This window comes from Streptomyces sp. CB09001, from assembly GCF_003369795.1.
In the GTDB taxonomy this organism is placed as follows: domain Bacteria; phylum Actinomycetota; class Actinomycetes; order Streptomycetales; family Streptomycetaceae; genus Streptomyces.
This window is the reverse complement of the sequence record NZ_CP026730.1, coordinates 5,103,960-5,130,289: the sequence shown is the minus strand read 5'-3', so window position 1 is coordinate 5,130,289 and position 26,330 is coordinate 5,103,960. Positions and strand designations below refer to the sequence as shown.

At 72.0% G+C, this 26,330-nt stretch carries 24 protein-coding genes; 15 read left to right on the top strand and 9 right to left on the bottom strand.

The window, feature by feature from the left end; all coding sequences use genetic code 11:
- The first annotated feature begins 6 nt into the window (after positions 1-6).
- From mce to C4J65_RS24035, 7 genes are all read left to right on the top strand, one after another.
- Positions 7-447: a methylmalonyl-CoA epimerase gene (gene mce / locus C4J65_RS24065; protein ID WP_115744253.1), complete on the top strand. Its 441-nt coding sequence runs from the start codon at positions 7-9 to the stop codon at positions 445-447.
- A 233-nt stretch (positions 448-680) separates the two neighbouring features.
- Positions 681-4,661 carry a polarized growth protein Scy gene (scy, locus tag C4J65_RS24060; RefSeq protein WP_115744252.1) on the top strand — a complete coding sequence of 1,327 codons (3,981 nt, stop codon included), beginning with the start codon at positions 681-683 and terminating at the stop codon, positions 4,659-4,661.
- Between the two features lie 207 nt (positions 4,662-4,868).
- Positions 4,869-5,801 (top strand): cellulose-binding protein, encoded by a 933-nt coding sequence (locus C4J65_RS24055; RefSeq protein ID WP_003973600.1) that lies wholly within the window; start codon positions 4,869-4,871, stop codon positions 5,799-5,801.
- A 122-nt stretch (positions 5,802-5,923) separates the two neighbouring features.
- Positions 5,924-6,916 (top strand): ABC transporter ATP-binding protein, encoded by a 993-nt coding sequence (locus C4J65_RS24050; protein WP_162833322.1) that lies wholly within the window; start codon positions 5,924-5,926, stop codon positions 6,914-6,916.
- A complete protein-coding gene (locus C4J65_RS24045) occupies positions 6,913-7,689 on the top strand; it encodes an ABC transporter permease (protein WP_115744250.1) in 777 nt (258 codons plus the stop codon). Before C4J65_RS24050 ends, C4J65_RS24045 begins: the two co-directional genes overlap by 4 nt.
- A gap of 148 nt (positions 7,690-7,837) precedes the next feature.
- Positions 7,838-9,097: an ABC transporter ATP-binding protein gene (locus C4J65_RS24040; RefSeq protein WP_115744249.1), complete on the top strand. Its 1,260-nt coding sequence runs from the start codon at positions 7,838-7,840 to the stop codon at positions 9,095-9,097.
- Positions 9,094-9,963 (top strand): ABC transporter permease, encoded by an 870-nt coding sequence (locus C4J65_RS24035; RefSeq protein WP_115744248.1) that lies wholly within the window; start codon positions 9,094-9,096, stop codon positions 9,961-9,963. The genes C4J65_RS24040 and C4J65_RS24035 overlap by 4 nt, the downstream gene beginning before the upstream one ends.
- A gap of 8 nt (positions 9,964-9,971) precedes the next feature.
- Here C4J65_RS24035 and C4J65_RS24030 read toward each other — a convergent pair whose 3' ends face one another.
- Complete coding sequence (locus C4J65_RS24030) at positions 9,972-10,304, bottom strand: ATP/GTP-binding protein (RefSeq protein WP_115744247.1); 333 nt, start codon at positions 10,302-10,304, stop codon at positions 9,972-9,974.
- 255 nt (positions 10,305-10,559) lie between these two features.
- Between C4J65_RS24030 and C4J65_RS24025 the strand changes: the two genes are divergently transcribed.
- Positions 10,560-11,588, top strand: coding sequence for an LLM class flavin-dependent oxidoreductase (locus tag C4J65_RS24025; RefSeq protein ID WP_115744246.1), 1,029 nt, complete (start codon positions 10,560-10,562; stop codon positions 11,586-11,588).
- Between the two features lie 82 nt (positions 11,589-11,670).
- Here C4J65_RS24025 and C4J65_RS24020 read toward each other — a convergent pair whose 3' ends face one another.
- The gene (locus C4J65_RS24020) at positions 11,671-12,063 is read right to left on the bottom strand and encodes an SCO5389 family protein (RefSeq protein ID WP_115744245.1); all 393 of its coding nucleotides are present in this window, start codon (positions 12,061-12,063) and stop codon (positions 11,671-11,673) included.
- A gap of 279 nt (positions 12,064-12,342) precedes the next feature.
- On the opposite strand from C4J65_RS24020, the gene nucS reads away from it, so the two are divergent.
- Positions 12,343-13,014, top strand: a complete 672-nt coding sequence (nucS, locus tag C4J65_RS24015; protein WP_052840652.1) for an endonuclease NucS — start codon at positions 12,343-12,345, stop codon at positions 13,012-13,014.
- 81 nt (positions 13,015-13,095) lie between these two features.
- On the opposite strand, the gene C4J65_RS24010 is transcribed toward nucS, so the two are convergent.
- From C4J65_RS24010 to C4J65_RS23995, 4 genes are all read right to left on the bottom strand, one after another.
- Positions 13,096-15,720 carry an ATP-binding protein gene (locus C4J65_RS24010; RefSeq protein WP_115744244.1) on the bottom strand — a complete coding sequence of 875 codons (2,625 nt, stop codon included), beginning with the start codon at positions 15,718-15,720 and terminating at the stop codon, positions 13,096-13,098.
- A gap of 233 nt (positions 15,721-15,953) precedes the next feature.
- Positions 15,954-16,277 (bottom strand): STAS domain-containing protein, encoded by a 324-nt coding sequence (locus tag C4J65_RS24005; protein WP_003973611.1) that lies wholly within the window; start codon positions 16,275-16,277, stop codon positions 15,954-15,956.
- Positions 16,278-16,479: 202 nt separating this feature from the next.
- Positions 16,480-17,328 (bottom strand): 3-hydroxyacyl-CoA dehydrogenase family protein, encoded by an 849-nt coding sequence (locus C4J65_RS24000; RefSeq protein WP_115744243.1) that lies wholly within the window; start codon positions 17,326-17,328, stop codon positions 16,480-16,482.
- 136 nt (positions 17,329-17,464) lie between these two features.
- Positions 17,465-18,106 carry a TetR/AcrR family transcriptional regulator gene (locus C4J65_RS23995; RefSeq protein ID WP_115744242.1) on the bottom strand — a complete coding sequence of 214 codons (642 nt, stop codon included), beginning with the start codon at positions 18,104-18,106 and terminating at the stop codon, positions 17,465-17,467.
- A 93-nt stretch (positions 18,107-18,199) separates the two neighbouring features.
- Here C4J65_RS23995 and C4J65_RS23990 point away from each other — a divergent pair, with 93 nt between their 5' ends.
- The 3 genes from C4J65_RS23990 to C4J65_RS23980 all read left to right on the top strand — a co-directional run bounded on the left by C4J65_RS23990 (position 18,200) and on the right by C4J65_RS23980 (position 20,562).
- Complete coding sequence (locus C4J65_RS23990; RefSeq protein ID WP_115744241.1) at positions 18,200-18,982, top strand: ATP-binding cassette domain-containing protein; 783 nt, start codon at positions 18,200-18,202, stop codon at positions 18,980-18,982.
- 20 nt (positions 18,983-19,002) lie between these two features.
- Positions 19,003-19,752 (top strand): ABC transporter permease, encoded by a 750-nt coding sequence (locus tag C4J65_RS23985; RefSeq protein WP_115744240.1) that lies wholly within the window; start codon positions 19,003-19,005, stop codon positions 19,750-19,752.
- Positions 19,753-19,989: 237 nt separating this feature from the next.
- Complete coding sequence (locus C4J65_RS23980; RefSeq protein ID WP_054098995.1) at positions 19,990-20,562, top strand: cob(I)yrinic acid a,c-diamide adenosyltransferase; 573 nt, start codon at positions 19,990-19,992, stop codon at positions 20,560-20,562.
- Here the strand turns inward: C4J65_RS23980 and C4J65_RS23975 are convergent.
- Entirely contained in the window at positions 20,559-21,218 is a 660-nt protein-coding gene (locus C4J65_RS23975) for a hypothetical protein (protein ID WP_115744239.1), read from the bottom strand. The genes C4J65_RS23980 and C4J65_RS23975 overlap by 4 nt on opposite strands.
- 152 nt (positions 21,219-21,370) lie before the next feature.
- Between C4J65_RS23975 and C4J65_RS23970 the strand changes: the two genes are divergently transcribed.
- The 3 genes from C4J65_RS23970 to C4J65_RS23960 all read left to right on the top strand — a co-directional run bounded on the left by C4J65_RS23970 (position 21,371) and on the right by C4J65_RS23960 (position 25,218).
- A complete protein-coding gene (locus C4J65_RS23970; RefSeq protein ID WP_115744238.1) occupies positions 21,371-22,567 on the top strand; it encodes a histidine kinase in 1,197 nt (398 codons plus the stop codon).
- Complete coding sequence (locus tag C4J65_RS23965) at positions 22,564-23,205, top strand: response regulator transcription factor (RefSeq protein ID WP_115744237.1); 642 nt, start codon at positions 22,564-22,566, stop codon at positions 23,203-23,205. Before C4J65_RS23970 ends, C4J65_RS23965 begins: the two co-directional genes overlap by 4 nt.
- Before the next feature lie 147 nt (positions 23,206-23,352).
- Positions 23,353-25,218 (top strand): glycoside hydrolase family 18 chitinase, encoded by a 1,866-nt coding sequence (locus C4J65_RS23960; protein WP_115744236.1) that lies wholly within the window; start codon positions 23,353-23,355, stop codon positions 25,216-25,218.
- 63 nt (positions 25,219-25,281) lie between these two features.
- On the opposite strand, the gene C4J65_RS23955 is transcribed toward C4J65_RS23960, so the two are convergent.
- Together C4J65_RS23955 and C4J65_RS23950 are read right to left on the bottom strand one after the other, a co-directional pair.
- Positions 25,282-25,731: a DUF2550 domain-containing protein gene (locus tag C4J65_RS23955; protein ID WP_003973622.1), complete on the bottom strand. Its 450-nt coding sequence runs from the start codon at positions 25,729-25,731 to the stop codon at positions 25,282-25,284.
- A gap of 142 nt (positions 25,732-25,873) precedes the next feature.
- A complete protein-coding gene (locus C4J65_RS23950) occupies positions 25,874-26,248 on the bottom strand; it encodes a F0F1 ATP synthase subunit epsilon (RefSeq protein WP_115744235.1) in 375 nt (124 codons plus the stop codon).
- Positions 26,249-26,330: the final 82 nt, after the last annotated feature.

The following is a 26,330-nucleotide window of genomic DNA, read 5'->3' as shown; positions in this document are numbered from 1 at the left end:
GAAACCATGCTGACGCGAATCGACCACATCGGAATCGCCTGCCACGACCTCGACGCGACCGTCGGGTTCTACCGTGCCACCTACGGCTTCGAGGTGTTCCACACCGAGGTCAACGAGGAGCAGGGGGTCCGGGAGGCCATGCTCAAGATCAACGATACGTCGGACGGGGGCGCCTCGTACCTCCAGCTCCTGGAGCCGACCCGCGAGGACTCCGCGGTCGGCAAGTGGCTCGCGAAGAACGGCGAGGGCGTCCACCACATCGCGTTCGGTACGGCGGACGTGGACGCGGACGCCGCGGACATCCGCGACAAGGGCGTACGCGTTCTGTACGACGAGCCCCGGCGCGGTTCCATGGGGTCGCGGATCACCTTCCTGCACCCCAAGGACTGCCATGGCGTACTGACAGAACTGGTCACTTCGGCGGCCGTTGAGTCACCTGAGCACTGACCCTCGTACATATGGGCCGGTAGGGTTGGGTGCGGTCGCCGCTCAGTCCAGGGTGACCCGGTCCTGTCGTCTCCGGCGCCGGGACCGCCGGGGTCGTGTTTCGGGGGGCGGGCGACGGGGCAGCAGCACATGCTCCGCCGTTGATCTGACACCATTCCCCGGGGGCCCCGTTCGGCGGACGGACGGAGCTCGTTCGGGAAGATTTGCGACCAGGGGACGGATGGGACCGCGCAGTGCGGGGCTACGAGAGCCAGGAGCGAGAGCCGGCGGCTGACGTCGACCACCTCTCTCGGTTCGAGGCCGAGATGAAGCGGCTGAAGACCGAGCGGGAAAAGGCGATCCAGCACGCCGAGGACCTCGGCTACCAGGTCGAGGTGCTGCGCGCCAAGCTGCACGAGGCGCGGCGCACCATCATGTCCCGGCCCGCCTTCGACGGCGGCGACATCGGGTACCAGGCCGAGCAGTTGCTGCGCAACGCGCAGACGCAGGCCGACCAGCTGCGCGCCGACGCGGAGCGGGAGCTGAGCCAGGCGCGGGCGCAGACCCAGCGGATCCTCCAGGAGCACGCCGAGCAGGCCGCCCGGCTCCAGGCGGAGCTGCACCAGGAGGCGGTCACCCGCCGCCAGCAGCTCGACCAGGAGCTGGCCGAGCGCCGGCAGACCGTCGAGTCGCACGTCAACGAGAACGTGGCCTGGGCCGAGCAGCTGCGCGCCCGCACCGAGCAGCAGGCCCGGCGCCTGCTCGACGAGTCCCGGGCCGAGGCCGAGCAGGCCATGACCGCGGCCCGCGCGGAGGCCGAGCGGCTGACCGCCGAGGCCCGCCAGCGGCTGCGGAGCGACGCGGAGAGCGCCCGCGCCGAGGCCGAGCAGATCCTGCGCCGGGCGCGCACCGACGCGGAGCGGCTGCTGAACGCCGCCTCGACGCAGGCGCAGGAGGCCACCGACCACGCGGAGCAGCTGCGCAGCTCCACCGCCACCGAGTCGGAGTCCACCCGGCGCGAGGTCCAGGAGCTGAGCCGGGCCGCCGAGCGGCGCATGTCGGAGGCCGAGGAGGCGCTGCGCAAGGCGCAGGCCGAGGCCGAGAAGGTGGTCGCCGAGGCCGAGGAGGCCGCGGCCAAGGCCCTGTCGAGCGCCGAGGCGACCAACGAGCAGCGCACCCGCACCGCCAAGGAGCAGGTCGCCCGGCTGGTCGGCGAGGCCACCAAGGACGCCGAGTCCACCAGGTCCGAGGCCGAGCAGGTGGTCGCGGACGCCCGTGCCGAGGCCGAGCGGGTCGTCGCCGAGGCCGCCGAGAAGGCCCGCACGATCACCGCCGAGGAGTCGGCCACCCAGCTGTCCAAGGCGGCCAAGACGGCCGAGGACGTGCTGAACAAGGCGTCGGAGGACGCCAAGCGCACCACGAAGGCCGCCACCGAGGAGGCCGAGCGGATCCGCACCGAGGCCGAGGCCGAGGCGGACCGGCTGCGGGCCGAGGCGCACGACATCGCCGAGCAGCTCAAGGGCGCGGCGAAGGACGACACCAAGGAGTACCGCGCCAAGACGGTCGAGCTGCAGGAGGAGGCGCGCCGGCTGCGCGGCGAGGCCGAGCAGCTGCGGGCGGACGCCGTCGCCGAGGGCGAGAAGATCCGCGCCGAGGCCCGCAAGGAGGCCGTGGCGCAGATCGAGGAGGCGGCGAAGTCCGCCGAGGAGCTGCTCGCCAAAGCCAAGGCGGACGCGGACGAGCTGCGGCAGACCGCGACGGCGGACAGCGAGAAGGTTCGCACCGAGGCCATCGAGCGGGCGACGACCCTTCGTCGGCAGGCCGAGGAGACCCTGGAGCGCACCCGCGCGGAGGCCGAGCGGCACCGCGTGGAGGCCGCCGAGCGGGTGGAGGAGCTCCAGGCGGATGCCGAGCGGGCCGCCCGCGAGCTGCGCGAGGAGACCGAGCGCGCCGTCGAGGCCCGGCGGGAGGAGGCCGCCGAGGAGCTGACGCGGCTGCACACCGAGGCCGAGGAGCGCCGCACCGCGGCCGAGGAGGCACTGAGCGGGGCCCGCGAGGAGGGCGAGCGGATCCGCCGCGAGGCCGCCGAGGAGAGCGAGCGGCTGCGCGCGGAGGCGGCGGAGCGGATCCGTACGCTCCAGCAGCAGGCCGAGACGGAGGCCGAGCGGCTGCGCACCGAGGCCGCCGCGGACGCGTCCGCCTCCCGCGCCGAGGGCGAGGCCGTGGCCGTACGGCTGCGTACCGAGGCCGCGAGCGAGGCCGAGCGGCTGAAGTCGGAGGCGCAGGAGAGCGCCGACCGGGTGCGGGCGGAGGCGCAGACCGCCGCCGAGCGCATCGCGGCCGAGGCGTCCGAGGCGCTGGCCGCCGCCCAGGAGGAGGCCGCCCGGCGCCGCCGCGAGGCGGAGGAACTGCTCGGCTCGGCCCGGCAGGAGGCCGACCAGGAGCGTGAGCGGGCCCGCGAGCAGAGCGAGGAGCTGCTGGCCTCGGCCCGCAACCGCGTGGAGGAGGCCCAGACCGAGGCGGTCCGGCTGGTCGAGGAGGCCGACCGGCGCGCCACCGAGATGGTGTCGGCCGCCGAGCAGCACGCGGCGCAGGTACGGGAATCGGTCGCCGGGCTGCACGAGCAGGCCCAGGAGGAGATCACCGGGCTGCGCAGTGCCGCCGAGCACGCGGCCGAGCGCACCCGGCGCGAGGCCGAGGAGGAGGCGGACCGGGTCCGCGCCGACGCCTACGCGGAGCGGGAGCGGGCGAGCGAGGACGCCGGACGCCTCAGGCGCGAGGCGCAGGAGGAGACCGAGGCCGCCAATGCGCTGGCCGAGCGGACCGTGTCCGAGGCCATCACCGAGGCCGACCGGATCCGCGCGGACGTCAACGAGCATGCCCAGCGTGTGCGCACGGAGGCCTCCGACGCCATCGCCGAGGCCGAGCAGTCCGCGTCGCGCACCCGGGCCGACGCCCGCGAGGACGCCAACCGCATCCGGTCCGACGCGGCGACGCAGGCGGACACACTGATCACCGAGGCGCGTTCCGAGGCGGAGCGGCTCACCACGGAAACGGCGGCCGAGACCGACCGGCTCCGGGCGGAGACGCTCGCGGAGGCGGAGCGCGTCAGCGCCGAGGCGGCGAGCGAGTCCGAGCGGCTCAGGACCGAGGCGGCCACCGAGGCGGAGCGGCTGCGCACCGAGACGATCGCCGAGGCCGACCGGGTACGGGCCGAGGCGAGCGCCCGGGCCGAGCAGCTGGTCTCGGACGCCACCGGGGAGGCGGAGCGGCTGCGGGCCGAGGCCGCCGGCACCGTCGGCTCCGCGCAGCAGCACGCCGAGCGGATCCGCACCGAGGCGGACCGGGTCCGCCGCGAGGCGGCGGCGGAGGCCGAGCGGGTCACCACGGCCGCCCGCGAGGAGGCCGAGCGCACCCTCGACGAGGCCCGCAAAAGCGCCAACAAGCGGCGCTCGGAGGCGGCCGAGCAGGTCGACACGCTCATCACGGAGACCACCGCCGAGGCCGACAAGCTGCTCACCGAGGCGCAGCAGCAGGCCCAGAAGACCACCGCGGACGCCGAGTCGCAGGCCGACACGATGGTCGGCGCGGCCCGCTCGGAGGCCGACCGGATCGTCCAGGAGGCGACGGTCGAGGGCAACTCCCGGGTGGAGAAGGCCCGTACGGACGCGGACGAGCTGCTGGTCGGCGCCCGTCGGGACGCGACCGCCATAAGGGAGCGCGCGGAGGAGCTGCGCGAGCGGCTCACCTCCGAGATCGAGGAGCTGCACGAGCGGGCCCGCCGCGAGGCCGCCGAGACGATGAAGTCGGCCGGCGACCGCTGCGACGCGCTCATCAAGGCCGCCGAGGAGCAGCTCTCGAAGGCGGAGGCGAAGGCCAAGGAGCTGGTGTCGGAGGCCAACTCCGAGGCCGGCAAGGTGCGCATCGCCGCCGTCAAGAAGGCCGAGGGGCTGCTCAAGGAGGCCGAGCAGAAGAAGGCCACCCTGGTCCGCGAGGCCGAGGAGCTGAAGGCCGAGGCGGTCCGCGAGGCCCGGCACACGGTCGACGAGGGCAAGCGCGAGCTGGAGGTGCTGGTCCGGCGGCGCGAGGACATCAACGCGGAGATCTCCCGGGTCCAGGACGTGCTGGAGGCGCTGGAGTCGTTCGAGGCGCCCGGGGGCGCGAAGGACAACGGAGTGAAGGCCGGAGCGACGGTGGGCGCCCCCCGTTCGGGTGGCAAGACGTCAGACGGGTAGCGTCCGGGGCGGTTTCGGTGTCTGCTGGAGATCTTTGGCCGAGTCCCGACGGGACCGTTCACCAGAACTTTGGCAAGCCATCCGCGGGTCAGCCACCCAAAAGAGGTGTCATTCTCCGTATCAAACGTGCATCCGCTCGATGACACACCGCATTGGCGCCTAGGATTCCCTCTATCACCTCACCCGGTCTCTTTCGACAGGAACCCCATGAGCGACACTTCCCCCTACGGCTTCGAGCTTGTGCGGCGTGGGTACGACCGCGCTCAGGTGGACGAACGCATCTCCAAGCTCGTCTCCGACCGTGACAGCGCTCTCGCCCGCATCACCGCTCTGGAAAAGCGCATCGAGGAGCTCCACCTCGAGACCCAGAACGCCCAGGCCCAGGTGAACGACGCCGAGCCGTCGTACGCCGGTCTCGGCGCCCGGGTCGAGAAGATCCTGCGGCTCGCCGAGGAAGAGGCGAAGGACCTGCGCGAGGAGGCCCGGCGCGCGGCCGAGCAGCACCGCGAGCTGGCCGAGTCCTCGGCCCAGCAGGTGCGCAACGACGCGGAGTCGTACGCCGCGGAGCGCAAGGCCAAGGCCGAGGACGAGGGCGTCCGGATCGTCGAGAAGGCCAAGGGCGACGCCTCGCAGCTGCGTTCCGAGGCGCAGAAGGACGCGCAGTCGAAGCGCGACGAGGCCGACGCGCTCTTCGAGGAGACCCGCGCGAAGGCCGCGCAGGCCGCCGCCGACTTCGAGACGAACCTCGCCAAGCGCCGCGAGCAGTCGGAGCGGGACCTGGCCTCCCGTCAGGCCAAGGCCGAGAAGCGGCTCGCGGAGATCGAGCACCGCGCGGAGCAGCTGCGCCTGGAGGCGGAGAAGCTGCGCACGGACGCCGAGCGCCGGGCCCGCCAGACCGTGGAGACCGCGCAGCGCCAGTCCGAGGACATCGTGGCCGACGCCAACGCCAAGGCCGACCGGATCCGTTCGGAGTCGGAGCGCGAGCTGGCCGCCCTCACCAACCGCCGCGACTCCATCAACGCGCAGCTGACGAACGTGCGCGAGATGCTGGCGTCGCTCACGGGCGCCGCGGTGGCGGCCGCTCCGTCGGTCGAGGACGAGTCGGTCTCCCGCGGGGTCCCGGCCCAGCAGTCCCGCTGACGCCCGTTCGCCCGCGCGGTTCCGGTCGCGCGGGGGGACGCCTGCTGAATCCGTACGAACATGGGCGAGGCCTGCTGTCACTGGGGTGGCAGCGGGCCTCGTCCCGTTCTAGCGTGGTCGCCATGATCGAGCTCGAGGGGCTGACCAAGCGGTACGGCGAGAAGGTGGCGGTCAACAATCTCTCCTTCACCGTCAGACCCGGCATCATCACGGGTTTCCTGGGCCCCAACGGCGCGGGCAAGTCGACGACCATGCGGATGGTGCTGGGTCTTGACCGGCCGACCGCCGGGGACGTGCGGATCGACGGCAAGCACTACGACCAGCTGAAGGACCCGCTGACGTACATCGGCGCGCTGCTCGAGGCCAAGGCGTGGCACGGCGGGCGCAGCGCCTACAACCACCTGCTGTGCCTCGCGCAGAGCAACGGCATTCCCGCGAGCCGGGTGCGCGAGGTCCTGGACACGGTCGGGCTGTCGGCGGTCGCCCGGAAGAAGACCAAGGGCTTCTCCCTCGGCATGGGGCAGCGGCTCGGCATCGCGGGCGCGCTGCTGGGCGACCCGCGGATCCTGATGTTCGACGAGCCGGTCAACGGGCTCGACCCCGAGGGCATCCACTGGATCCGCAACCTGATGAAGACCCTGGCCTCCCAGGGCCGTACGGTCTTCGTCTCCTCCCATCTGATGAGCGAGATGGCGCTGACCGCCGACCATCTGGTGGTGATCGGCCAGGGCAGGCTGCTGGCGGACACCTCGATGGCCGAGTTCATCGCGGAGAACTCCCGCAGCTACGTGCGGATCCGCACCCCGCAGCGCGAGCAGCTGCTCGACGCGCTGCACGCCGCCGGGGTCACGGTCGTCGAGTCGGGCGAGGGGGTCCTGGAGGTGGACGGCGACAAGTCGGAGACGGTCGGCGAGCTGGCGGCACGCCACCAGGTCGTGCTGTACGAGCTGAGCCCGCAGCGCGCCTCCCTGGAGGAGGCGTTCATGCAGCTGACCGCGGAGTCCGTGGAGTACCACGCGCACGACGGGCAGCCGGCCGGCGCGGTGCCGCAGCAGCAACCGCCACCGGGGCAGCCTCCGCAGCAGCCGTGGGGCAGCGACTGGAAGAGGGGATGAGCATGGCGGCGACACAGGTCGTCCGGTCCGAGTGGACCAAGATCCGGTCGGTCGCGTCCACGGTGTGGACGCTGGGCCTCGCCGTGGTCGTCACCATCGCCCTCGGCATGCTGATCTCGGCCCTGTCGAAGAACGAGTTCGGCGACATGAGCCGGCGGGACCAGCTCTCCTTCGACCCGACCTTCATCAGTTTCGCCGGCACCAGCCTCGGCCAGCTGGCGATGATCGTGTTCGGGGTGCTGGTCGTGGGCAACGAGTACAGCTCCGGCATGATCCGCACCTCGCTGGCCGCCGTGCCCCGGCGCGGCACCTTCCTGTTCAGCAAGATCGCGGTGGCCACCCTCCTCGCGCTGGTCGTGGCCATGGTCACCAGTTTCGCCACGTTCTTCCTCGGGCAGGCGATGCTGGGCGACCTGAAGGCGTCGATCGGCGACCCGGGCGTGCTGCGGGCGGTGTTCGGCGGCGGCCTCTACATGACCCTGATCGCGATGTTCTCGATGGGCGTGGCCGCGATGCTGCGCTCCCCGATGCTGTCGCTGGGCATCCTGATGCCGTTCTTCTTCCTGATCTCCAACATCCTGGGCAACGTCCCGGCGACGGAGAAGGTCGGCCGGTTCCTGCCCGACCAGGCCGGCAGCAAGATCATGCAGGTGGTCACGCCGATCGACGACGACGTGCCGTACGGGCCGTGGGGCGGCCTGGGGATCATGGCACTGTGGGTGATCGCGGCGCTCGTCGGCGGGTACGCGGTGCTGAAGCGGCGGGACGCCTGAGACGCTGGGAGCAGAACCCCGGCGGGCGCCTCCGTACGGTGTCGGATTTTGCCCGCGCTTGAACGGAACCGTCAGCGCGTGGATATCCTCCTAACCCTTACGGGGGCGTGTGCCCTGCTGTCCCTGAACCTTCCGATGGGTGCGGAGCATGATCGAGGCTGTCGGCCTGACCAAGCGATACGGCGACAAGACCGCTGTGTACAACCTCTCCTTCCAGGTGCGGCCCGGTGCCGTCACCGGCTTCCTGGGGCCCAACGGCTCCGGCAAGTCGACGACGATGCGGATGATCCTGGGCCTGGACAACCCCACGGCGGGGCACGTGACCATCGGCGGTCACCCGTACCGCAGGCTGCCGAACGCCGCACGCCATGTCGGGGCACTGCTGGACGCCAAGGCGGTGCACGGCGGGCGGGCCGCCCGCAACCACCTGCTGAGCCTCGCCCAGCTGTCCGGGATCCCGGCCCGCCGGGTGGACGAGGTGCTCGGCGTGGTGGGCCTCCAGGACGTCGCCAAGCGGCGCTCCAAGGGCTTCTCCCTCGGCATGGGCCAGCGGCTCGGCATCGCCGCCGCGCTGCTCGGCGACCCCCAGGTGCTGCTCTTCGACGAGCCGGTCAACGGCCTCGACCCGGAGGGCATCCACTGGGTGCGCAACCTGATGAAGGCGCTCGCCGCGGAGGGCCGCACCGTCTTCGTCTCCTCGCACCTGATGAGCGAGATGGCGCTCACCGCCGACCACCTGATCGTCATCGGGCGCGGCCAGCTGCTCGCCGACATGAGCGTGACGGACTTCATCTCGGCCAACTCCGCCGACTTCGCGCGCGTACGGACCCCGGACACCGATCCGCAGCTGCGCGAGAAGCTGACCTCCGCGCTGACCGAGGCGGGCGGCCACGTGCTGCCCGAGCAGGACGGCGCGCTGCGCGTGACCGGGCTCGCCCTCCCGCGCATCAGCGACATCGCCCACGACACCGACGTACGGCTGTGGGAGCTGTCGCCGCACCAGGCCTCGCTGGAGGAGGCGTACATGCGGATGACGCAGGGCGCCGTGGACTACCGGTCGACCGCCGACCAGAAGGCGGGGCTCCAGCAGCCCCTGCCGCCCGGCGCGCAGCCGCCGATGCCGGTGCCCGGTCAGGGCCAGCCCGGGTGGTACGCGCCGCCGTCGCCCCAGCAGGGCGGTCAGCCCTTCGCCGCGCCGCAGGGCGCGCCCGGCCAGGCCCCGGCGGGCCCGTACGGCGCCCCGGTGGCGCCCGGGGCGGTGCCGGGCGGTCCGCCGGCCAACCCGTACGCGGCGCAGCAGGCGCCCCAGGCACCGCCGATGCCCCAGGCTCCCGCCGGCGCGCCGACGCCGCCCGCGGCGGGCCACGCGTCCGTCACCGACCCGACCAAGCCCGAGGACGTCCGATGAGCACGCCCCAGCCCCCGACGCAGCAGGCCGCGCCCGACTGGCACGCGGCGCCCGGTTCGCCGTTCCCGGCCTACACGTCGCCGATCCCGGTGGTGCGCACGACCCTCGTGCACGCGCTGGCCTCCGAGTGGACGAAGATCAAGTCGGTGCGCTCGACGATGTGGACGCTGGGCGTGTTCGTCCTGCTGGTCCTCGGCATCGGGCTGCTGACCGGCGCGGTGGTGGCGAGCTCGGACTCCGACCTGGCCGGCGAGAGCGCGCTGAGCCTCGGCTTCTTCGGGCTGCTGCTGGGCAGCATGTGCGTGATCACGCTGGGCGTGCTGACCACCGCCTCGGAGTACGGCACCGGCATGATCCGCACGACGATGACCGCCTGCCCCAGCCGCGGCCGGGTACTGGCCGCCAAGGGCATCGTGTTCTTCCTGGTGGCGTTCGTGGTGACGCTGGTCTCCGCGACGCTGGTCGGGCTGGCCCACGTGTCCATGCTGGAGGGCAACGGCGCCGAGAACCCGACCGGCGCGGAGTGGCTGAAGGGCACCGTCGGCGTCTCGCTCTACGTCGCGCTGCTCGGGCTGCTCTCGCTGGCCATGGGCTCGATCATCCGGCACTCGGCGGGCGCCATCACCATCATGATCGGCGTCCTGCTCGCCCCGCTGGTGATCGCGCTGTTCATGTTCTCGGAGTCGCTCAAGGACGTGCAGCAGGCGCTGTTCGAGTACTCGATCCCGAACCAGATGAGCATCTTCTACGCCAACTCGCTCTCCGAGTCCGGGCCCTCGGGCTGGGACCCGCTGTGGATCGTGCTCGGCGTGACGGCGGCCGCGTTCGCCGGCGCCTTCGCCCTGCTGGAGAAGCGGGACGTGTAAACGGGGCTTCAGAACCTCGGCGCGTTACGGGACCGCTGCACCCGCGTGGTGCGGCGGTCCTTCGCGTTCCAGCACGCCTTGTGCCAGTGCCGGCGGTCGTCGACTCCCGAGTGCGCCGGCCAGGCCACCACGTGCGGGACGCCGTCCGGAATGAGCTGGTCGCAGCCCGGGCAGCGGTACGACTTGCCCTGCGCGCTCGCGCCCGCCACGTGCCGTACGCTCCACTCCTCGCCCTGCCAGTCCTCCGAGGACTGCCAGCCGCCGTAGCGGCCGGAGCCGTCCTCCTCGGCGCTCCGGCCGGGGGAACCGGCTCCCTTGGGTCGGTTGCGACGCGGGGACACAGGACACCTCACGGAGCTATACAGGAAGCAGGGCGGCATCCAGCCTACGCGGCACGGACACGGGTACGCGTACGGCGCCAAACACCGCAACTCCCCCGCGCGGGGGATCCGGGCCGGGCCCGTGCGCCGTCCCACAACGGCCGATTCTGCAGACAATCCGCAAATCCATCCGTCCGGCCGTGTCCTCGGCACGTGTCACACGGTTATGCCCTGTGGGGGAGCTCCGTGTCGGGGCCGAGGAAGCAGGAAAAGGCAATGCGCGTAGGAAGTTTCGTGTTGGGGGCCCAGTTCCCGGGCCAGGGTCAGGGGGAGGCGCTGCACCGCGCGGTCCGCTCGGCCGAGGTCGCCGAGGAGGCCGGGCTGGACACGGCCTGGCTGGCCGAACACCACTTCGTGCCGTACGGCACGTGTCCGTCGGCCGTGACCCTGGCCGCGCTGCTGCTGGGCCGCACCCGGCGCCTGAGGGTCGGCACCGCGGTGAGTGTGCTGCCCACCGTCCACCCCGTGGCGCTCGGCGAGCAGGCCGCGCTGCTGCACGTCACGAGCGGCGGCCGCTTCTCGCTGGGGGTTGGCCGCGGCGGTCCGTGGGTGGACCTGGAGGTGTTCGGCGCGGGTCTTCAGGCGTACGAGAAGGGGTTTCCGGAGTCGCTCGACCTGCTGCTGCGCTGGCTGCGCGAGCCGGCCGTCGGCGCCTCGGGAGACCGCTACCGTTTCCGCGAGGTGCCCGTCGTGCCGCGCCCGTCGGAGTCCCTGTCGGAGGAGCCGGGCCCGGAGGTCGTCGTCGCCTGCACCTCGCCGTCGAGCGTGCGCATGGCGGCCGAGCGGGGGCTGCCGATGCTCCTCGGGATGCACGTCGGCGACGAGGAGAAGGCCGAGATGGTCGCCCTGTGGCGGCGCCACGCGCGCGCGGCCGGGCTTCCGGGGGCACGTATCCAGGGCGCCGCGCATGTCTCGGCCGGTGTCTGCCAGATCGCGGACCGGCGCACGGACGCGGCGGAGACCCTGCTCAAGGCGATGCCGGGCTGGCTGCGGCAGGGACTGGGCGCCCATGTCACGGTGGACGGCCGGGCCCGGCAGATGCGCGACCCGCACGCCTACACCGAACTGCTCTGCGGGCTGCACCCGGTGGGCACGCCACGGCTGTGCGCGGACCGGCTCGCGGCGACCGGCGAGCGGACCGGCATCTCCCGCTTCGCCCTGCTCGTCGAGGGCTCGGGAGACCTGGCGGCGACCGAGGAGAACGTACGCCGGCTCGGGGCCGAGGTACTCCCCCAGCTCCGCTGAGCCGGCGGGCGGGGAGCTTGCCGCTCCGGTACAGAACTGCACCTCCCGCGTACGGAGCGGCAAGCGGGCGTTCTCGTGGCCGTCAGCAGTCGCGCAGTTCCGGCGACTGGTTCAGCAACTGGCTGCGCACCGAGGTGAACTTGGTCAGCGTCTCGTCGACAGCGGAGTCCAACGGGAACACCGCCACCCGGTGGCAGTTCTGGAAGGCCAGCCGCACCCCGAAGTGCCGCTGCAGTGCACCGCGTATGGCGTCACTCGCGAGCGCACGCAGGAGCTGACCGCGCGCCTGCTCGTCCGGCGGGGGCGTCTGGTTGTCGGCGAACGCTCCGCCGTCGACCTTCAGCTGTGCCACCAGGGAGCTGACCATCTCCCATGCGTAGGGCAGGGAGGTCCGGACGCAGTCGACGAAGTCTGCTTCGTCGACCTCGCCTCGCTCGGCCTGTTCGAGTAGGGCCGGTGAGACGTCGAGCGACATGGGTTCTCCTCTCGCACCCCCGACCAGCAGGGGTTGCCGGACAGTTAAGGGAGTGCGCGATTCCGAACACGCTGCGTACACAGTTCGCGACCTCCCGTTCAATACCGTAAGCAACCGATCGTGACGGCACCAGGAGAATGCCCAGATGGACACCATCGGGTAGGCCCACAATCGGCCAGTGCGCAAGACGGGGCCAATGGGAGAAGTGGGACAGCGCACGCGGTGCCCGGGTCCGGGCGAATCGCGTCGGGCCGGGCCGGTCGAGTAGCGTTGCCGACCATGCGTCTCGTCATTGCCCGCTGCTCCGTCGACTACGCCGGACGGCTCACCGCCCACCTGCCCTCGGCCCCCCGGCTGATCCTGGTCAAGGCGGACGGCAGCGTCTCGATCCACGCCGACGACCGGGCCTACAAGCCCCTCAACTGGATGTCGCCGCCCTGCACCCTGAAGGAGGGCACGGGCGAGGAGGAGGGCGTCTGGACCGTCGTCAACAAGGCGGGCGAGAAGCTCATCATCACGATGGAGGAGATCCTCCACGACTCCTCGCACGAACTGGGCGTCGATCCCGGCCTGATCAAGGACGGCGTGGAAGCGCACCTCCAGGAGCTGCTCGCCGACCGCATCGACACCCTGGGCGAGGGCTACACCCTCATCCGCCGCGAGTACATGACCGCCATCGGCCCGGTCGACATCCTGTGCCGTGACGCCCAGGGCGGGACCGTCGCGGTCGAGATCAAGCGGCGCGGCGAGATCGACGGAGTGGAGCAGCTCACGCGCTACCTGGAGCTGTTGAACCGCGACCCGCATCTCGCGCCGGTGCGCGGCGTCTTCGCCGCCCAGGAGATCAAGCCGCAGGCCCGCGTGCTGGCCACGGACCGCGGCATCGGCTGCCAGGTGCTGGACTACGACGCGCTGCGGGGCATCGAGGACGACAAGCTGCGGCTGTTCTGAGGGCACGTCACGTACGACGTGGGGAGGGCCGGGTCCGGGTGGCGGACCCGGCCCTCCTGTGCTGTCGCCTTCCCGGTGGGGTCAGATGATCTGACCGGTTGCCGGGTCCGAGTCGGCCGGGGCTCCCGTTCCGGTGTCGGTGCTCGCTGCGCTCTCCGTGCTCTCGGTGCTGCTCTGCGAGACGCCGGCCGGGGGCGTGTCGGCGCCGCTGACGGTGTCGGACGTCTCCGGGGTGGACGGCGAGGTCGTCTCGGTCTCGGTGGGCGTCGGTGACGTGTCGTCGGACTCGGTGGGCGTCCCGGGGCCGGTCGGCTCGGTGTCCGTCGGCTTCGGCGACGTCGGCTTCGTCGTCGGCGAACTCGGCGACCTGCTCGGCTCGTCCGGCGAGTCGGGGTCGTCGGGACTCTCGTCGTCACCGGGGTCGGCGCTGCCCGTGCTGCTCGGCCCCTGCGACGGCTCCCCCGACTCCGTGGCCGTCGGCGACTCGGACGTGCCGGGGGTGGCGGAGTCGGTCGGGCCGGGCGTCTCCTGGCCCTGACCGTCGTCCGAGGGCCGGTCCGCGCCCAGGCTGCCGTCGTCGACGCCCTGACTGGCCGACGGGTTGACGCCGACCTCGTTGGAGGGATCGCCGCCGTCGTTCTCGGACGTGGCTCCCAGGGTCACCACCGTGCCGAGCACGGCGACGAGCAGCGCGCCCGCCCCGGCGGCCACCAGGTTGCGCCGTGCGAAGCCCTTGATGCCGCCCGCGACCGTGCGGGACGGCTCCCCGGCGGGCTCGCGGCGGGTGACGAGGGTGGGGGACTGCGGACGCGGCTGGAGCGGCGGGAAGGGCGCGGGGACGCCCGCGGACGGCGATGCCGACTCCTCGTTGCGGGCGTCGGGCACCTCCTCCCCCACCGTCGGACCGAGTCCGGCGCCGACGGCAGCGGGTCCGGCGGCGGGCGCAGCCGCGGCGAACGCGCCCGCGCCGCTGCCCAGGCCCGGCGTGTCGCCGGTGCGGTCGGCGACCAGCGCGAGGGCGCGGCGGCCGGCCACGGCACCGCGCTTGTCGGAGAGCGCGCCGCGCAGCCCGATGGAGGCCTCCAGCTCGGCCCGGGCCCGGTCCAGCTGGTCCTCGCACAGCGCGAGGACGCCCAGTTCGTGGTGGAAGTAGGCCTGTTCGGCGACGTCACCGGCGAGCCGGGAGGCCTCGGTGCCCGAACGCAGCGCCCGTTCCCAGGCGCTCCAGTGCAGCCCGGCGGCGAACGCGGGCGCCGCGGTGCGGGCCAGCTGGACGGCCGGGCTCTCCTCGTCCTCGGCGGTCGGGGTGGTCGTGGGCACCAGCACGGCGAGGGCGGCCAGCACGGCGTCGGCCTCCGCGCAGACCCGCTCCGGGGTGACCGAGGGGTGCCCGGCCCACCAGGCGTAGTGCTGGGCGGCGGCCGTCGCCCGCTCCCGTACGGCGTCGGCGTATCCGGCGCTCTCCAGCTGGGTGAGCACGCCGGCGGCCAGCCGGTAGCGGGAGCCGACCGGGGAGACCAGTCCGCAGTCCGTCAGCTCGCCGAGGGCGGCGTCCGCGTGGGTGTCGCCGACCAGGGCGGGCAGATGCGCCTGGTGCGGCACCTCGCCGCCGAGCGCGACGGCGAGCTCCAGGGTGGCGCGGGCGGAGGCGCTCAGCCGGGAGGCGAGCAGCGGTGCGGGCGCGGCGGCCTCGCCGAGGGACGGCAGGGGTACGTCGTCGGCCTCGGCGGCGTCGTAGGGGGTGTCGTCGGCGGGACGGGCGTCGGCGAAGACGCCGAACTCGTCGACGGCGTCGGCACCGGCCCGCTCGCGGTCCCGGCGGCGCAGCAGGGCACCGGCCTGCACGAAGCGCAGCGGCAGGCCCTCGGACTCGAACCAGAGGTCTCCGGCCCAGTTGGCCTCCTCCTCGGTGAGGGTCCGTCCGGCGGCGCGCTCCAGCAGCTCCACACCGTCGGAGCGGTCCAGGCCGGTGAGGAAGACCTCCTCGACGGCCGAGTCGGCGGAGGGTGCGGCCGCCTCCGGGGTGGCGCCGATGAGGAAGGCGCACTCGGGGGTGGCGTCGAGGAGTTCGTCGAGGGCGGTGCCGCCGAACTCGACGTCGTCCAGGACGACGACCGCGCCCACCTCGCGCAGGTGTCCGAGGAGTTCCGCCCGGTCCGGGCGGTGCAGGGGCGCGCGGTGGACGGCGTAGAAGAGGTCGTGGAGCAGGTCGTCGGCGGTGCGGTGGTGGCCGTTGAGCCGGACCACGCCGTCGGGTGCGAGGCCCGCGCAGTCCTCGGCGACGAGGTCGAGGAGGCTGGTGCGGCCGGAGCTGGCGGGGCCGGTGAGGCGGACGGAGCGGCCGCGGGCGAGCAGCCGCACCAGACGTTCGCGTTCGTCCTCGCGGGCCAGCAGGCCGAGGACGGTGCGGACCGGTCCCGGCGGGACGGGCGGCCTCGCGGCGCGCTCCGCCTCGGCGCGTTCGGCCGCGGTGAGCTTCTCGGGCCGGGCGGGCCGCTCCGCGGGCGGGCAGACCTCGATCTCGCTGCCGTCGACGGGGTTGACGGTGAGCAGGAAGTCGCCGGACACCAGCTGCACCGTGCGGGCGAGCGCGGGCGCGTGCTGTCCGAAGTCGGAGGTGATGGGGTCCCTGTGCGGGCGCGGGCGCGGCGCCTGGTGGTCGCCGTCCTGGCCGTACTCCTCAGGGCCCCGGTTGTTCGGGTCCATTGGTTCAAGCCCCCCAAAAGCGTCGTGTGCAGGGCCCCGGCAGGGACCACCCTCCCGGCCTTGCCGCACACCGCGCTGTCGCTTCTGGTCCGGGCCCGCCGGCGGGTTTGCAAAGGCAGCGGGCAGCCAGACCCTAAACCTTCGCCCAGTATCTCCGACAGTCCGGGGTGCCGGACGGCCCGAGAGGTCACGGTCTCGTGAGGATTGCGTGTGTCGGAGGTGTGAACCTTCACTTACACGCGGGGCAGGGTCTCCACACCGATACCACCCTCGATGGCGAGGATCCGGTGCAGCCGGGTGGCCACCAGCAGGCGCTGCATCTGCGGCGGCACGCCGCGCAGCACCAGCCGCCGGCCGCAACGGCCGGCCCGCCGGTGGGCTCCCATGATCACGCCGAGTCCGGTGGCGTCCCAGGAGTCCAGCTCTGACAGGTCGAGCACCAGATCGCCGACTCCGTCGTCGACGGCCGAGTGCAGGACCGTACGGGCGTCCGCCGCGCTGCGGACGTCGAGGCGGCCCCCGACGACCAGCTCGACGTGGTCGCCCCTGATGTGCATATGCGCTCCCCGGCGTGCGTCTTCTTCGTCGTCTTCTTCGTCTTGTTCTTCGTCTTGGCGTTGCGTTGCGCGCGTTGTGGTCTCTCGGCGATATCAGGCACTGCACCCTCTGACTGGCCGAAACGACCGGAGGTTGCCGTCTGTAAGCGAACCGATACCGAATTCACCCCGGCGTGTGACGTTTGCCGGGGCTGATGTGACCTCAGTGCTTGTAGAAGCCCTGCCCGCTCTTGCGGCCGATGTCACCGGCGTCCACCATCCGGCGCATCAGCTCCGGCGGGGCGAACTTCTCGTCCTGGGACTCGGTGTAGATGTTGCCCGTGGCGTGCAGCAGGATGTCGACGCCCGTCAGGTCGGCGGTGGCCAGCGGTCCCATGGCGTGGCCGAAGCCCAGCTTGCAGGCGAGGTCGATGTCCTCGGCGGTGGCGACGCCCGACTCGTACAGCTTCGCGGCCTCGACGACGAGGGCGGAGATGAGCCGGGTGGTCACGAATCCGGCGACGTCGCGGTTGACGACGATGCAGGTCTTGCCGGTGGACTCGGCGAACTCGCGTGCGGTGGCGAGCGTTTCGTCGCTGGTCTTGTAGCCGCGCACCAGCTCGCACAGCTGCATCATCGGCACCGGCGAGAAGAAGTGGGTGCCGACGACCCGCTCGGGGCGCTGCGTCACGGCCGCGATCTTGGTGATCGGGATGGCGGAGGTGTTGGACGCGAGGATCGCCCCGTCCTTCACCAGCTTGTCCAGGGTACGGAAGATCTCGTGCTTGACTTCCAGCTTCTCGAAGACGGCCTCGACGACGACGTCCGCGTCGGCGACGGCGTCCAGGTCGGTGGTCGCGGTGATGCGGCCGAGCGCGGCCTCGGCGTCGTCGGCGTCGAGCCTGCCCTTGGCGACGAACTTGTCGTAGGAGGCCCTGATGCCGTCGGTGCCGCGCCGCAACGCCTCGTCGGTGACGTCGCGCAGGACGACCTCCCAGCCCGCCTGGGCGGAGACCTGGGCGATGCCGGACCCCATGAGACCGGCTCCGATGACGGCGAGCTTCCGTGCCACTGTGCGACTCCCCTGATACGCGCTGATTCTCGTCTCTCGGCCGGAGATTAGCGGGCGCGAGGCGCTGTGTGACCGGTTAGTAACGCGCGTCACGTCTCAAATGACGGACGTCACACCGAGGGGTGCCGTGCGGGTGTCACAGCGCGCCTCGTACGGCGTAGTTGAGCACCTTCTCGCTCAGCAGGTCCTCCATCTCGTCCAGCAGCAGGAGGATGTCGCGGGACACTTCGGCGGGTTTCCCGCCGGCCATCAGGCGGCGGCCGATGGTGGCCATCACCGTGCCGTGCAGCCAGTTGATCTGACCGGCCATCAGCGAGGGGACGGGGTCGTCGTCCGGGGCGCCGGTCTCCTCGCGCAGGGTGCGCTCGAGGTTGTCCTGCACCTCCTGGCCGATCGCCCAGAGCCGGGAACGCAGCGCGGGTGAGGAGTGGATGACTCCCATGAAGCGCGCGTATCCGTCCATGAGGCCGATCCGGGGCGAAACCGACTCGACCTCCTCGCGCAGTTCCCGCAGCACGGCCCGAGCGGCCGACTCCCCCTCGCCCCGTCCGCGCACCCAGCGCGACAGCCGGTCGATCACGCCCTTGGACCGGTCGAGGAACAGGTCCTCCTTGGCCGGGAAGTAGTTGTAGACGGTGTTGACGGAGACGTTCGCGGCGTCCGCGACCTCCGCCACCGTCACGGCCTCGAAGCCGCGCTCCAGGAACAGCCCGGTGGCGACATCCGAGATGTACTGCCGGGTCTGCCGCTTCTTCCGTTCCCTGAGTCCCTCGGCCATGCCCGCATCCTAGCCGCGCCGACGGCACAGTCTGGGGCGAGTGAAAACTTGGTGTCATTGCAAAATTTCAGTGACTCTGTTTTTCTGGAGCGCATGGCAATCATCAGTACGGCCGGGCTGGCCCGGACCTTCGCGACCAAGCGCGGTCCGGTCGAGGCGGTGCGCGGCATCGACCTCACCGTCCGCGAGGGCGAGATCCTGGGCTTCCTTGGCCCCAACGGCGCCGGCAAGACCACCACCCTGCGGATGCTCACCACCCTGCTCGCCCCCACCGGCGGCGCGGCCACCGTCGCCGGGCACGACCTGGCGACCGACCCGGCCGGGGTGCGCGCGGCGTGCGGGTACGTGGCGCAGTCGGGCGGGGTGGACCCGCAGATCACGGTCCGGGAGGAGCTGGTCACCCAGGGCCGCCTGTACCGCCTGTCCAGGGCGCGGGCCGCCGAACGCGCCGGGGAGCTGGCCCTCGACCTGGACCTGACCGAGCTGCTCGACCGCAAGTGCGGGGCGCTCTCCGGCGGGCAGCGGCGGCGGCTGGACATCGCGATGGCGCTCACGCACCGCCCCAAGGTGCTCTTCCTGGACGAGCCGACGACCGGCCTGGACCCGGGCAGCCGCGCCGACCTGTGGGACCTGGTCCGCCGGCTGCGCGACGAGCAGGGCACGACGGTCTTCCTGACCACCCACTACCTCGACGAGGCCGACGCCCTCTCCGACCGGCTGGTCGTCGTGGACGGCGGCACGGTGGTCGCCGAGGGCACTCCCGCCGCCCTGAAGCGGGAGTACGGCGGCTCGCCCGACGCCACCCTCCAGGACACCTTCCTGGCCGTCACCGGCCGCGGCGCGGCTCCGGCCGACGCCGCCCCCGTAGCCGTCTAACACCCCTGGGAACCGACCCGATGCTGCTCCACGACACCGGCCTCGTCTACGGCCGCTATCTGCGCCAGTCCCTGCGCTCCCGCTTCGCGCTGCTGTTCGGCGTGCTGATGCCGCTGCTGTACCTGCTGTTCTTCGGCCCGCTGCTGACCGATCTGCCGCTCGGCGGGCGGGGCAGCTCCTGGCAGGTGCTGGTCCCCGGCCTGCTGCTGCAACTCGGCCTGTTCGGCGCCTCCTTCGCCGGGTTCTCGATCATCATCGAGAACGGCCAGGGAGTGGTCGAGCGGATGCGCGTCACGCCCGTCAGCCGCCTGGCACTGCTCCTGGGCCGGGTACTGCGGGACGCCACCGTCTTCGCCTTCCAGGCGGTGCTGCTGGTGCTGGCGGCCGTGGTGACGGGCCTGCGCGCGCCGCTGCCCGGCGTGCTGATCGGCTTCGCCTTCGTCGCGCTGCTCACGGTCTCGCTGGCCTCGCTGTCGTACGCGCTGGCGATGAAGGTCCGCACCCCGCAGGAGTTCGGGCCCACGATCAACGCTCTGACCATGCCGTCGATGCTGCTGTCCGGCCTGATGCTGCCGATGACACTGGGCCCGGCGTGGCTGGACGTGCTGTCGCACCTGATGCCCTTCCGCTACCTGGTGGACGCGGTGCGGGACGCCTACGTCGGCTCCTACGCGACGGCGCACATGCTGTACGGCGTCCTCGTCGCCCTGGCCTTCACCGCGCTGGCCGTGACGGTGGGCACCCGCGTCTTCCGAACGGCGGGCGCGTAAGGGGCTGCCCGGCGGATCATGCCGCGGACGCGGGATCTGGCACGCACATCTGCGGCGTTGTCGTCGGTTGCCGACTCCCCCCACGCTCGACTTCGCTCGCGCGGGGGGACCCCCGTCGCGTCGACGCCCTCCTCCGCCTTGCGGCTGCACGCACCAGACCCCGCTCACCAGCGTCGAACACGCACCGTCACTCACCCGCGACCTGATCCGCCGGGCAGCCCCAACTACGCTGGCCCCATGGTCAACCTGACACGCATCTACACCCGGACCGGCGACAAGGGCACCACCGCCCTCGGCGACATGAGCCGGGTCCCCAAGACCGACCTCAGGATCTCCGCGTACGCCGACGCCAACGAGGCGAACGCGGTGATCGGTACCGCCATCGCCCTCGGCGGCCTGTCCGAGGAGGTCGTCAAGGTCCTCGTCCGCGTCCAGAACGACCTGTTCGACGTGGGCGCGGACCTGTCGACGCCGGTGGTGGAGAACCCGGAGTACCCGCCGCTGCGGGTCGAACAGTTCTACGTCGACAAGCTGGAGGCGGACTGCGACCGCTACCTGGCCGAGGTGGAGAAGCTCCGCTCCTTCATCCTCCCCGGCGGCACTCCCGGCGCGGCCCTGCTGCACCAGGCGTGCACGGTGGTCCGCCGGGCCGAGCGCTCCACCTGGGCGGCGCTGGAGGCCCACGGCGACACGATGAACCCGCTGACGGCGACCTACCTCAACCGCCTCTCCGACCTGCTGTTCATCCTGGCCCGGGTGGCCAACAAGGAGGTCGGCGACGTGCTGTGGGTGCCGGGCGGGGAACGCTAGGCGCTCCGCTGGGTATGCCGGGGACCGGTGCCGTCCTTCCTCTGCGGCTCCGTCGTGGCTGGTCGCGCAGTTCCCCGCGCCCCTTCGGGGTCGCTGTCGCCGACCCCTGACACCGACATGCCCGCCGGCGCCTTCTTCGGCCAGATCAGGTACGCGAGGGCCACCGCGCCGTGGATACCGAGGACTCGTACCGCCGCCCACTGGAAGGCCCGCAGCGACGAGACGTCGCCGTCGTCGCCGACGTACCAGACCGCGCCCTGGAGCAGTGCGCACGCCACAGCCGCGCCCAGCAGGGTGCGCAGCCACAGCCGGCCCTCGTGCCGCGCCCGGGGCATGCCGTAGCGCGGGGGCTTGACCGGCGGCGGTCCCCCGCCCAGGCGGTGGGCGGCGTGGCCGTCGAGCCAGCGGATCGTGTAGTGGCCGTAGGCGACGGTGTAGCCGATGTACAGCGCGGCCAGGCCGTGCTCCCAGCCGGGCTCGGCGCCGTTCTTCAGGTCCCACGCCGTCACCGCGAACAGCACCAGTTCCAGCACGGGCTCGCACAGCAGCAGGACCACGCTGGTGCGCCGCCACTCCAGCAGGTAGCGGGCGCCCAGGCCGAGGGCCAGCAGCACCCAGAAACCGACCTCACAGGCGATGATCAACGCGACGACCACGACGCACTCCCTTCGTTCACCCTTCCAGGCTCCCGTCGGAATCCGCCGGGTTCGTCGTCGCCGGTGACGAACCTCCGGTACATCGAAAGATGCAGCGCGGGACCGTTCCCGGGGATCAGGCGGGCGGGCCGCGGGCCGTGTTGGATGGTGGCATGGCCGTACGACTCCCCCGCCCGCGTCGCTTCGACGTGTACGCCGCGTCGGCCGGGCTGCTGGGCGGGCTGCTGCTGTGGGGCATCGGCCTGGGCGTGCGGCCCGCCGACGAGCCGATCGTGCTGTTCGACGGCCACTGGCCGCTGCTGGTCCCGCTCGCCGTCATGGCGGGCTGCGAGTTGCTGCGCCGGGCGGCGCCCCGCACGGGGCTGCTGATCGGCACCGCCGCGCTGATCGCGGACACGCTCACCCAGGGCAGCCTGGTCACGGTGATCATGTACACCGACCTGATGTACGCCGCCGTGCTGTACGGCCCGCCCGCCTCGGCCCGCCGCATCCCGTGGATCACCGGGCTGCTCACGGTGGCCGGGACGGTGGTGCCGTACGCGGTGCTGCGGGTGCCCGAGGCGCTGCTCATCGGTGTCGCCGTCGGCGTCGTGTCCTTCGCGCCCGCCTCCACGGGGCTCATCGTCCGCAACCACCGCGAGACCGCCGACGCCGCCCTGCTGCGGGCCGAGCAGACCGCGCTGCTCGCCGAGATGGACCGGGTGCAGGCGGTGACCGCGGAGCGCTCCCGGATGGCCCGCGAGCTGCACGACATGGTCGCCAACCACCTCTCCGCGATCGCGATCCACTCCACCGCCGCGCTCTCCCTGGACGACGCCGCGACCACCCGGCAGGCGCTCGGCGTGATCCGGGAGAACAGCGTGGCGGGACTGGCCGAGATGCGACGCCTCATCGGCATCCTGCGGGACCAGGGCGGGGACACCGAGCCGGCCGCCGCCCCCACCCTCGACGGGCTCGGCGCGCTGGTCGACGGCGCCCGCGCCAACGGCCTCGACGTCACCCTGGACGCGGCACCCGGCGAGAACCTGCCCGCGCCGGTCGAGCTGGCCGCGTACCGGATCGTGCAGGAGTCGCTCACCAACGCCCTCAAGCACGCCTCCAAGGGCACCGTCCGGGTCCGGCTCGACCGGCACGAGGGCGCCCTGCGGGTCCGGGTGACCAGCCCGTACGGCGACCGGGACACCCCACGCGCGCCCGGTTCCGGCGCCGGCCTGGTCGGGATGCGGGAGCGGGCCGCACTGCTGCACGGCACGTTCGAGGCCGGGGCGGTGCCGCAGCCGGGCTCGGCGGGCGCCAAGATCTGGGCCGTACGGGCCACCCTGCCCCTGACCGAAGGAGACCTCGCATGATCCGCGTCCTCGTCGCCGAGGACCAGTCCGCCGTCCGCGCGGGGCTGGTGCTGATCCTGGGCAGCGCACCGGACATCGAGGTGGTGGGCGAGGCCGCGGACGGGGAGCGGGCGGTGGCGCTGGCCCGGGAGCTGCGTCCCGACCTGGTGCTGATGGACGTGCAGATGCCGCGCCTGGACGGGGTGTCGGCGACCCGGATCGTGGTCGGGGAGCAACTCGCCGACGTCCTGGTGCTGACCACCTTCGACCTGGACGAGTACGTCTTCGGGGCGCTGCGGGCGGGAGCCGCCGGGTTCCTGCTGAAGAACACCGACGCCAAGGACCTGATCGCGGCCGTGCGCACGGTGGCGGGCGGCGAGGGCATCGTGGCCCCGGCCGTCACCCGGCGGCTGATCGCCGAGTTCGCCGCGAACCCGGTGCGCGAGCCGGCCGCGGACCCGGCCGTGCTGCGGGAGCTGACGCGGCGTGAGCGCGAGGTGCTCTCGTGTCTCGGCGAGGGGCTGTCCAACGCGGCGGTCGCCGAGCGCCTCGACATGGCGGAGGCCACGGTGAAGACACACGTCAGCCGACTGCTGGGGAAGTTGGGGCTGCGCAGCCGGGTGCAAGCGGCGGTGCTGGCGCAGGAGTTGGGGATCTAGTTTTCCCTGTCAATCACAGGTTCAACCACTGGCCGCCACATTGGTCCAGACCTATTGACCTGTGGTCCAGACCTTTCTATTCTCGCCGCACTGCGGGCATGAGGCTCAGTCATGCCCTCGACAACATCCCCATATAAGGAGGCGCACATGCGCTTCAGACACAAAGCCGCGGCACTCGCAGCGACCCTGGCGCTTCCCCTCGCCGGCCTGGTCGGCCTCGCGAGCCCTGCCCAGGCCGCCGCGTGGGGGTCCCCCCGCTCGAGCGAAGTCGAGAGTGGGGGAGCGACGGCCACCTTCGAGAAGACCTCGGACTGGGGCACGGGATTCGGCGGCAAGTGGACGGTGAAGAACACCGGCACCGCCTCCCTCAGCTCCTGGACCGTCGAGTGGGACTTCCCCTCCGGCACCAAGGTCACCTCGGCCTGGGACGCCACCGTCACCAACTCCGCCGACCACTGGACCGCCAAGAACGTCGGCTGGAACGGGACGCTCGCCCCCGGCGCCTCGGTCTCCTTCGGCTTCAACGGCAGCGGGCCCGGCTCCCCGTCCAACTGCAAGCTCAACGGCGGCAGCTGCGACGGCACCTCGGTCCCCGGCGACGAGGCCCCCTCCGCGCCCGGCACGCCCACCGCCTCGAACGTCACCGACACCTCGGTGAAGCTGTCCTGGTCGGCGGCGACCGACGACAAGGGCGTCAAGAACTACGACGTCCTGCGGGACGGCGCCAAGGTGGCCACCGTCACCGGCACCACCTACACGGACAACGGCCTCACCAAGGGCACCGCCTACTCGTACAGCGTCAAGGCCCGTGACACCGCCGACCAGACCGGTCCGGCCAGCGGCGCCGTGAAGGTCACCACCACCGGCGGCGGGGACGGCGGCAACCCCGGCACCGGCGACGAGGTCAAGATGGGCTACTTCACCAACTGGGGCGTCTACGGGCGCAACTACCACGTGAAGAACCTGGTCACCTCCGGCTCCGCCGACAAGATCACGCACATCAACTACGCCTTCGGCAACGTCCAGGGCGGCAAGTGCACCATCGGCGACTCCTACGCCGACTACGACAAGGCCTACACCGCCGACCAGTCCGTCGACGGCGTCGCCGACACCTGGGACCAGCCGCTGCGCGGCAACTTCAACCAGCTGCGCAAGCTGAAGGCCAAGTACCCGAACATCAAGATCCTCTACTCCTTCGGCGGCTGGACCTGGTCCGGCGGCTTCCCCGACGCCGTGAAGAACCCGGCCGCGTTCGCGAAGTCCTGTCACGACCTGGTCGAGGACCCGCGCTGGGCCGACGTCTTCGACGGCATCGACCTGGACTGGGAGTACCCGAACGCCTGCGGCCTCAGCTGCGACGAGACCAGCGCCTCGAACGCCTTCAGCAGCATGATGAAGGCCATGCGCGCCGAGTTCGGCCAGGACTACCTGATCACCGCGGCCGTCACCGCCGACGGCTCGGACGGCGGCAAGATCGACGCCGCCGACTACGGCGAGGCCTCGAAGTACATCGACTGGTACAACGTGATGACGTACGACTTCTTCGGCGCCTGGGCGAAGAACGGTCCGACCGCTCCGCACTCGCCGCTGACCGCGTACGACGGCATCCCGCAGCAGGGCTTCAACACCGCCGACGCGATGGCGAAGTTCAAGTCCAAGGGCGTCCCGGCCGACAAGCTGCTGATCGGCATCGGCTTCTACGGCCGCGGCTGGACCGGCGTCACGCAGTCCGCGCCCGGCGGCACCGCCACCGGCCCGGCGACCGGCACCTACGAGGCGGGCATCGAGGACTACAAGGTCCTCAAGAACAGCTGCCCGGCCACCGGCACCATCGCCGGCACCGCGTACGCCCACTGCGGCTCCAACTGGTGGTCCTACGACACCCCGGCCACCATCAAGTCCAAGATGGACTGGGCCGAGCAGCAGGGCCTCGGCGGCGCCTTCTTCTGGGAGTTCAGCGGCGACACCACGAACGGCGAACTGGTGAGCGCCATCGACAGCGGCCTGAAGTAACAACCACCCCGTAGCCGCATTCGCTCTCCCCTCAGGCTTCGTCCAGGGGGAGAGGGAGTGCGGCTACGCCACATTCACTCGCTGTCCGGGCGGGGCTGCTTCCAGCCACGCGAGGAATCCGGTCAGCGCGTCCTCGCTCATCGCCAGTTCCAGCCGGGTGCCCCGATGGAGACAGGCCAGGATCACGGCGTCGGAAAGCAACGCCAGCTCCTCCTCGCCGTCCGGCAGCCGGCGGCCGGCCACCTCGATCGCGGAGCGTTCGAGCACGCGACGCGGGCGGGGGGAGTACGAGAAGACGCGGTACCACTCGACCCGGTCGCCGTTGTAGCGGGCCACCCCGTAGGCCCAGCCCTTGCCGTCGGTGGTGTCGCCCTCCTTGGGGGCGTCCCAGCGCAGGGAGCAGTCGAAGGTGCCGCCCGAGCGCTGGATCAGCCGGCGGCGCAGACCGAAGACGAAGAGGCCGATCACCACCACGGCCACCACGATTCCGCACACAGTCAGAGCGAGGGCCATCGACACCGACCTCCTCGTCTCCTAGGTAACGGAACGGAAAAAACACCCGGATCTGCCTCAGCCGCGGCCGGGTCCGGATGGCTCCGGTCCCAGCCGCGGCTGAGTGACGTCATGGCACGACGCTATCGCACAGTGCTGTGGATCAGCGTCCCGCCGCCGCGCGCAGTCGGACGTCCGCGCGACGCTCGGCGTGGGCGTCGCCCTCCGCCTTCGCGCGCTCGAGCTTGCGCTCCGCGCGATGGACGTCGATCTCGTCCGACAGCTCGGCGACCTCGGCCAGCAGCGACAGCTTGTTGTCGGCGAACGAGATGAAACCGCCGTGCACCGCGGCGACGACCGTCCCGCCGTCACTCGTACGAATGGTCACCGGGCCCGACTCCAGCACACCGAGCAGCGGCTGGTGACCGGGCATGACGCCGATGTCGCCGGACGTGGTGCGCGCGACGACCAGGGTGGCCTCGCCGGACCAGACCTCTCGGTCGGCCGCGACCAGCGCGACGTGCAGCTCAGCAGCCAAGGTGGCTCCTCGGGTCACCACCCGGCGGGAGAGCCGGGTGTTGGTTACAAGTCTAAGGGGCGTGCCGGAGGGGACGGGACGC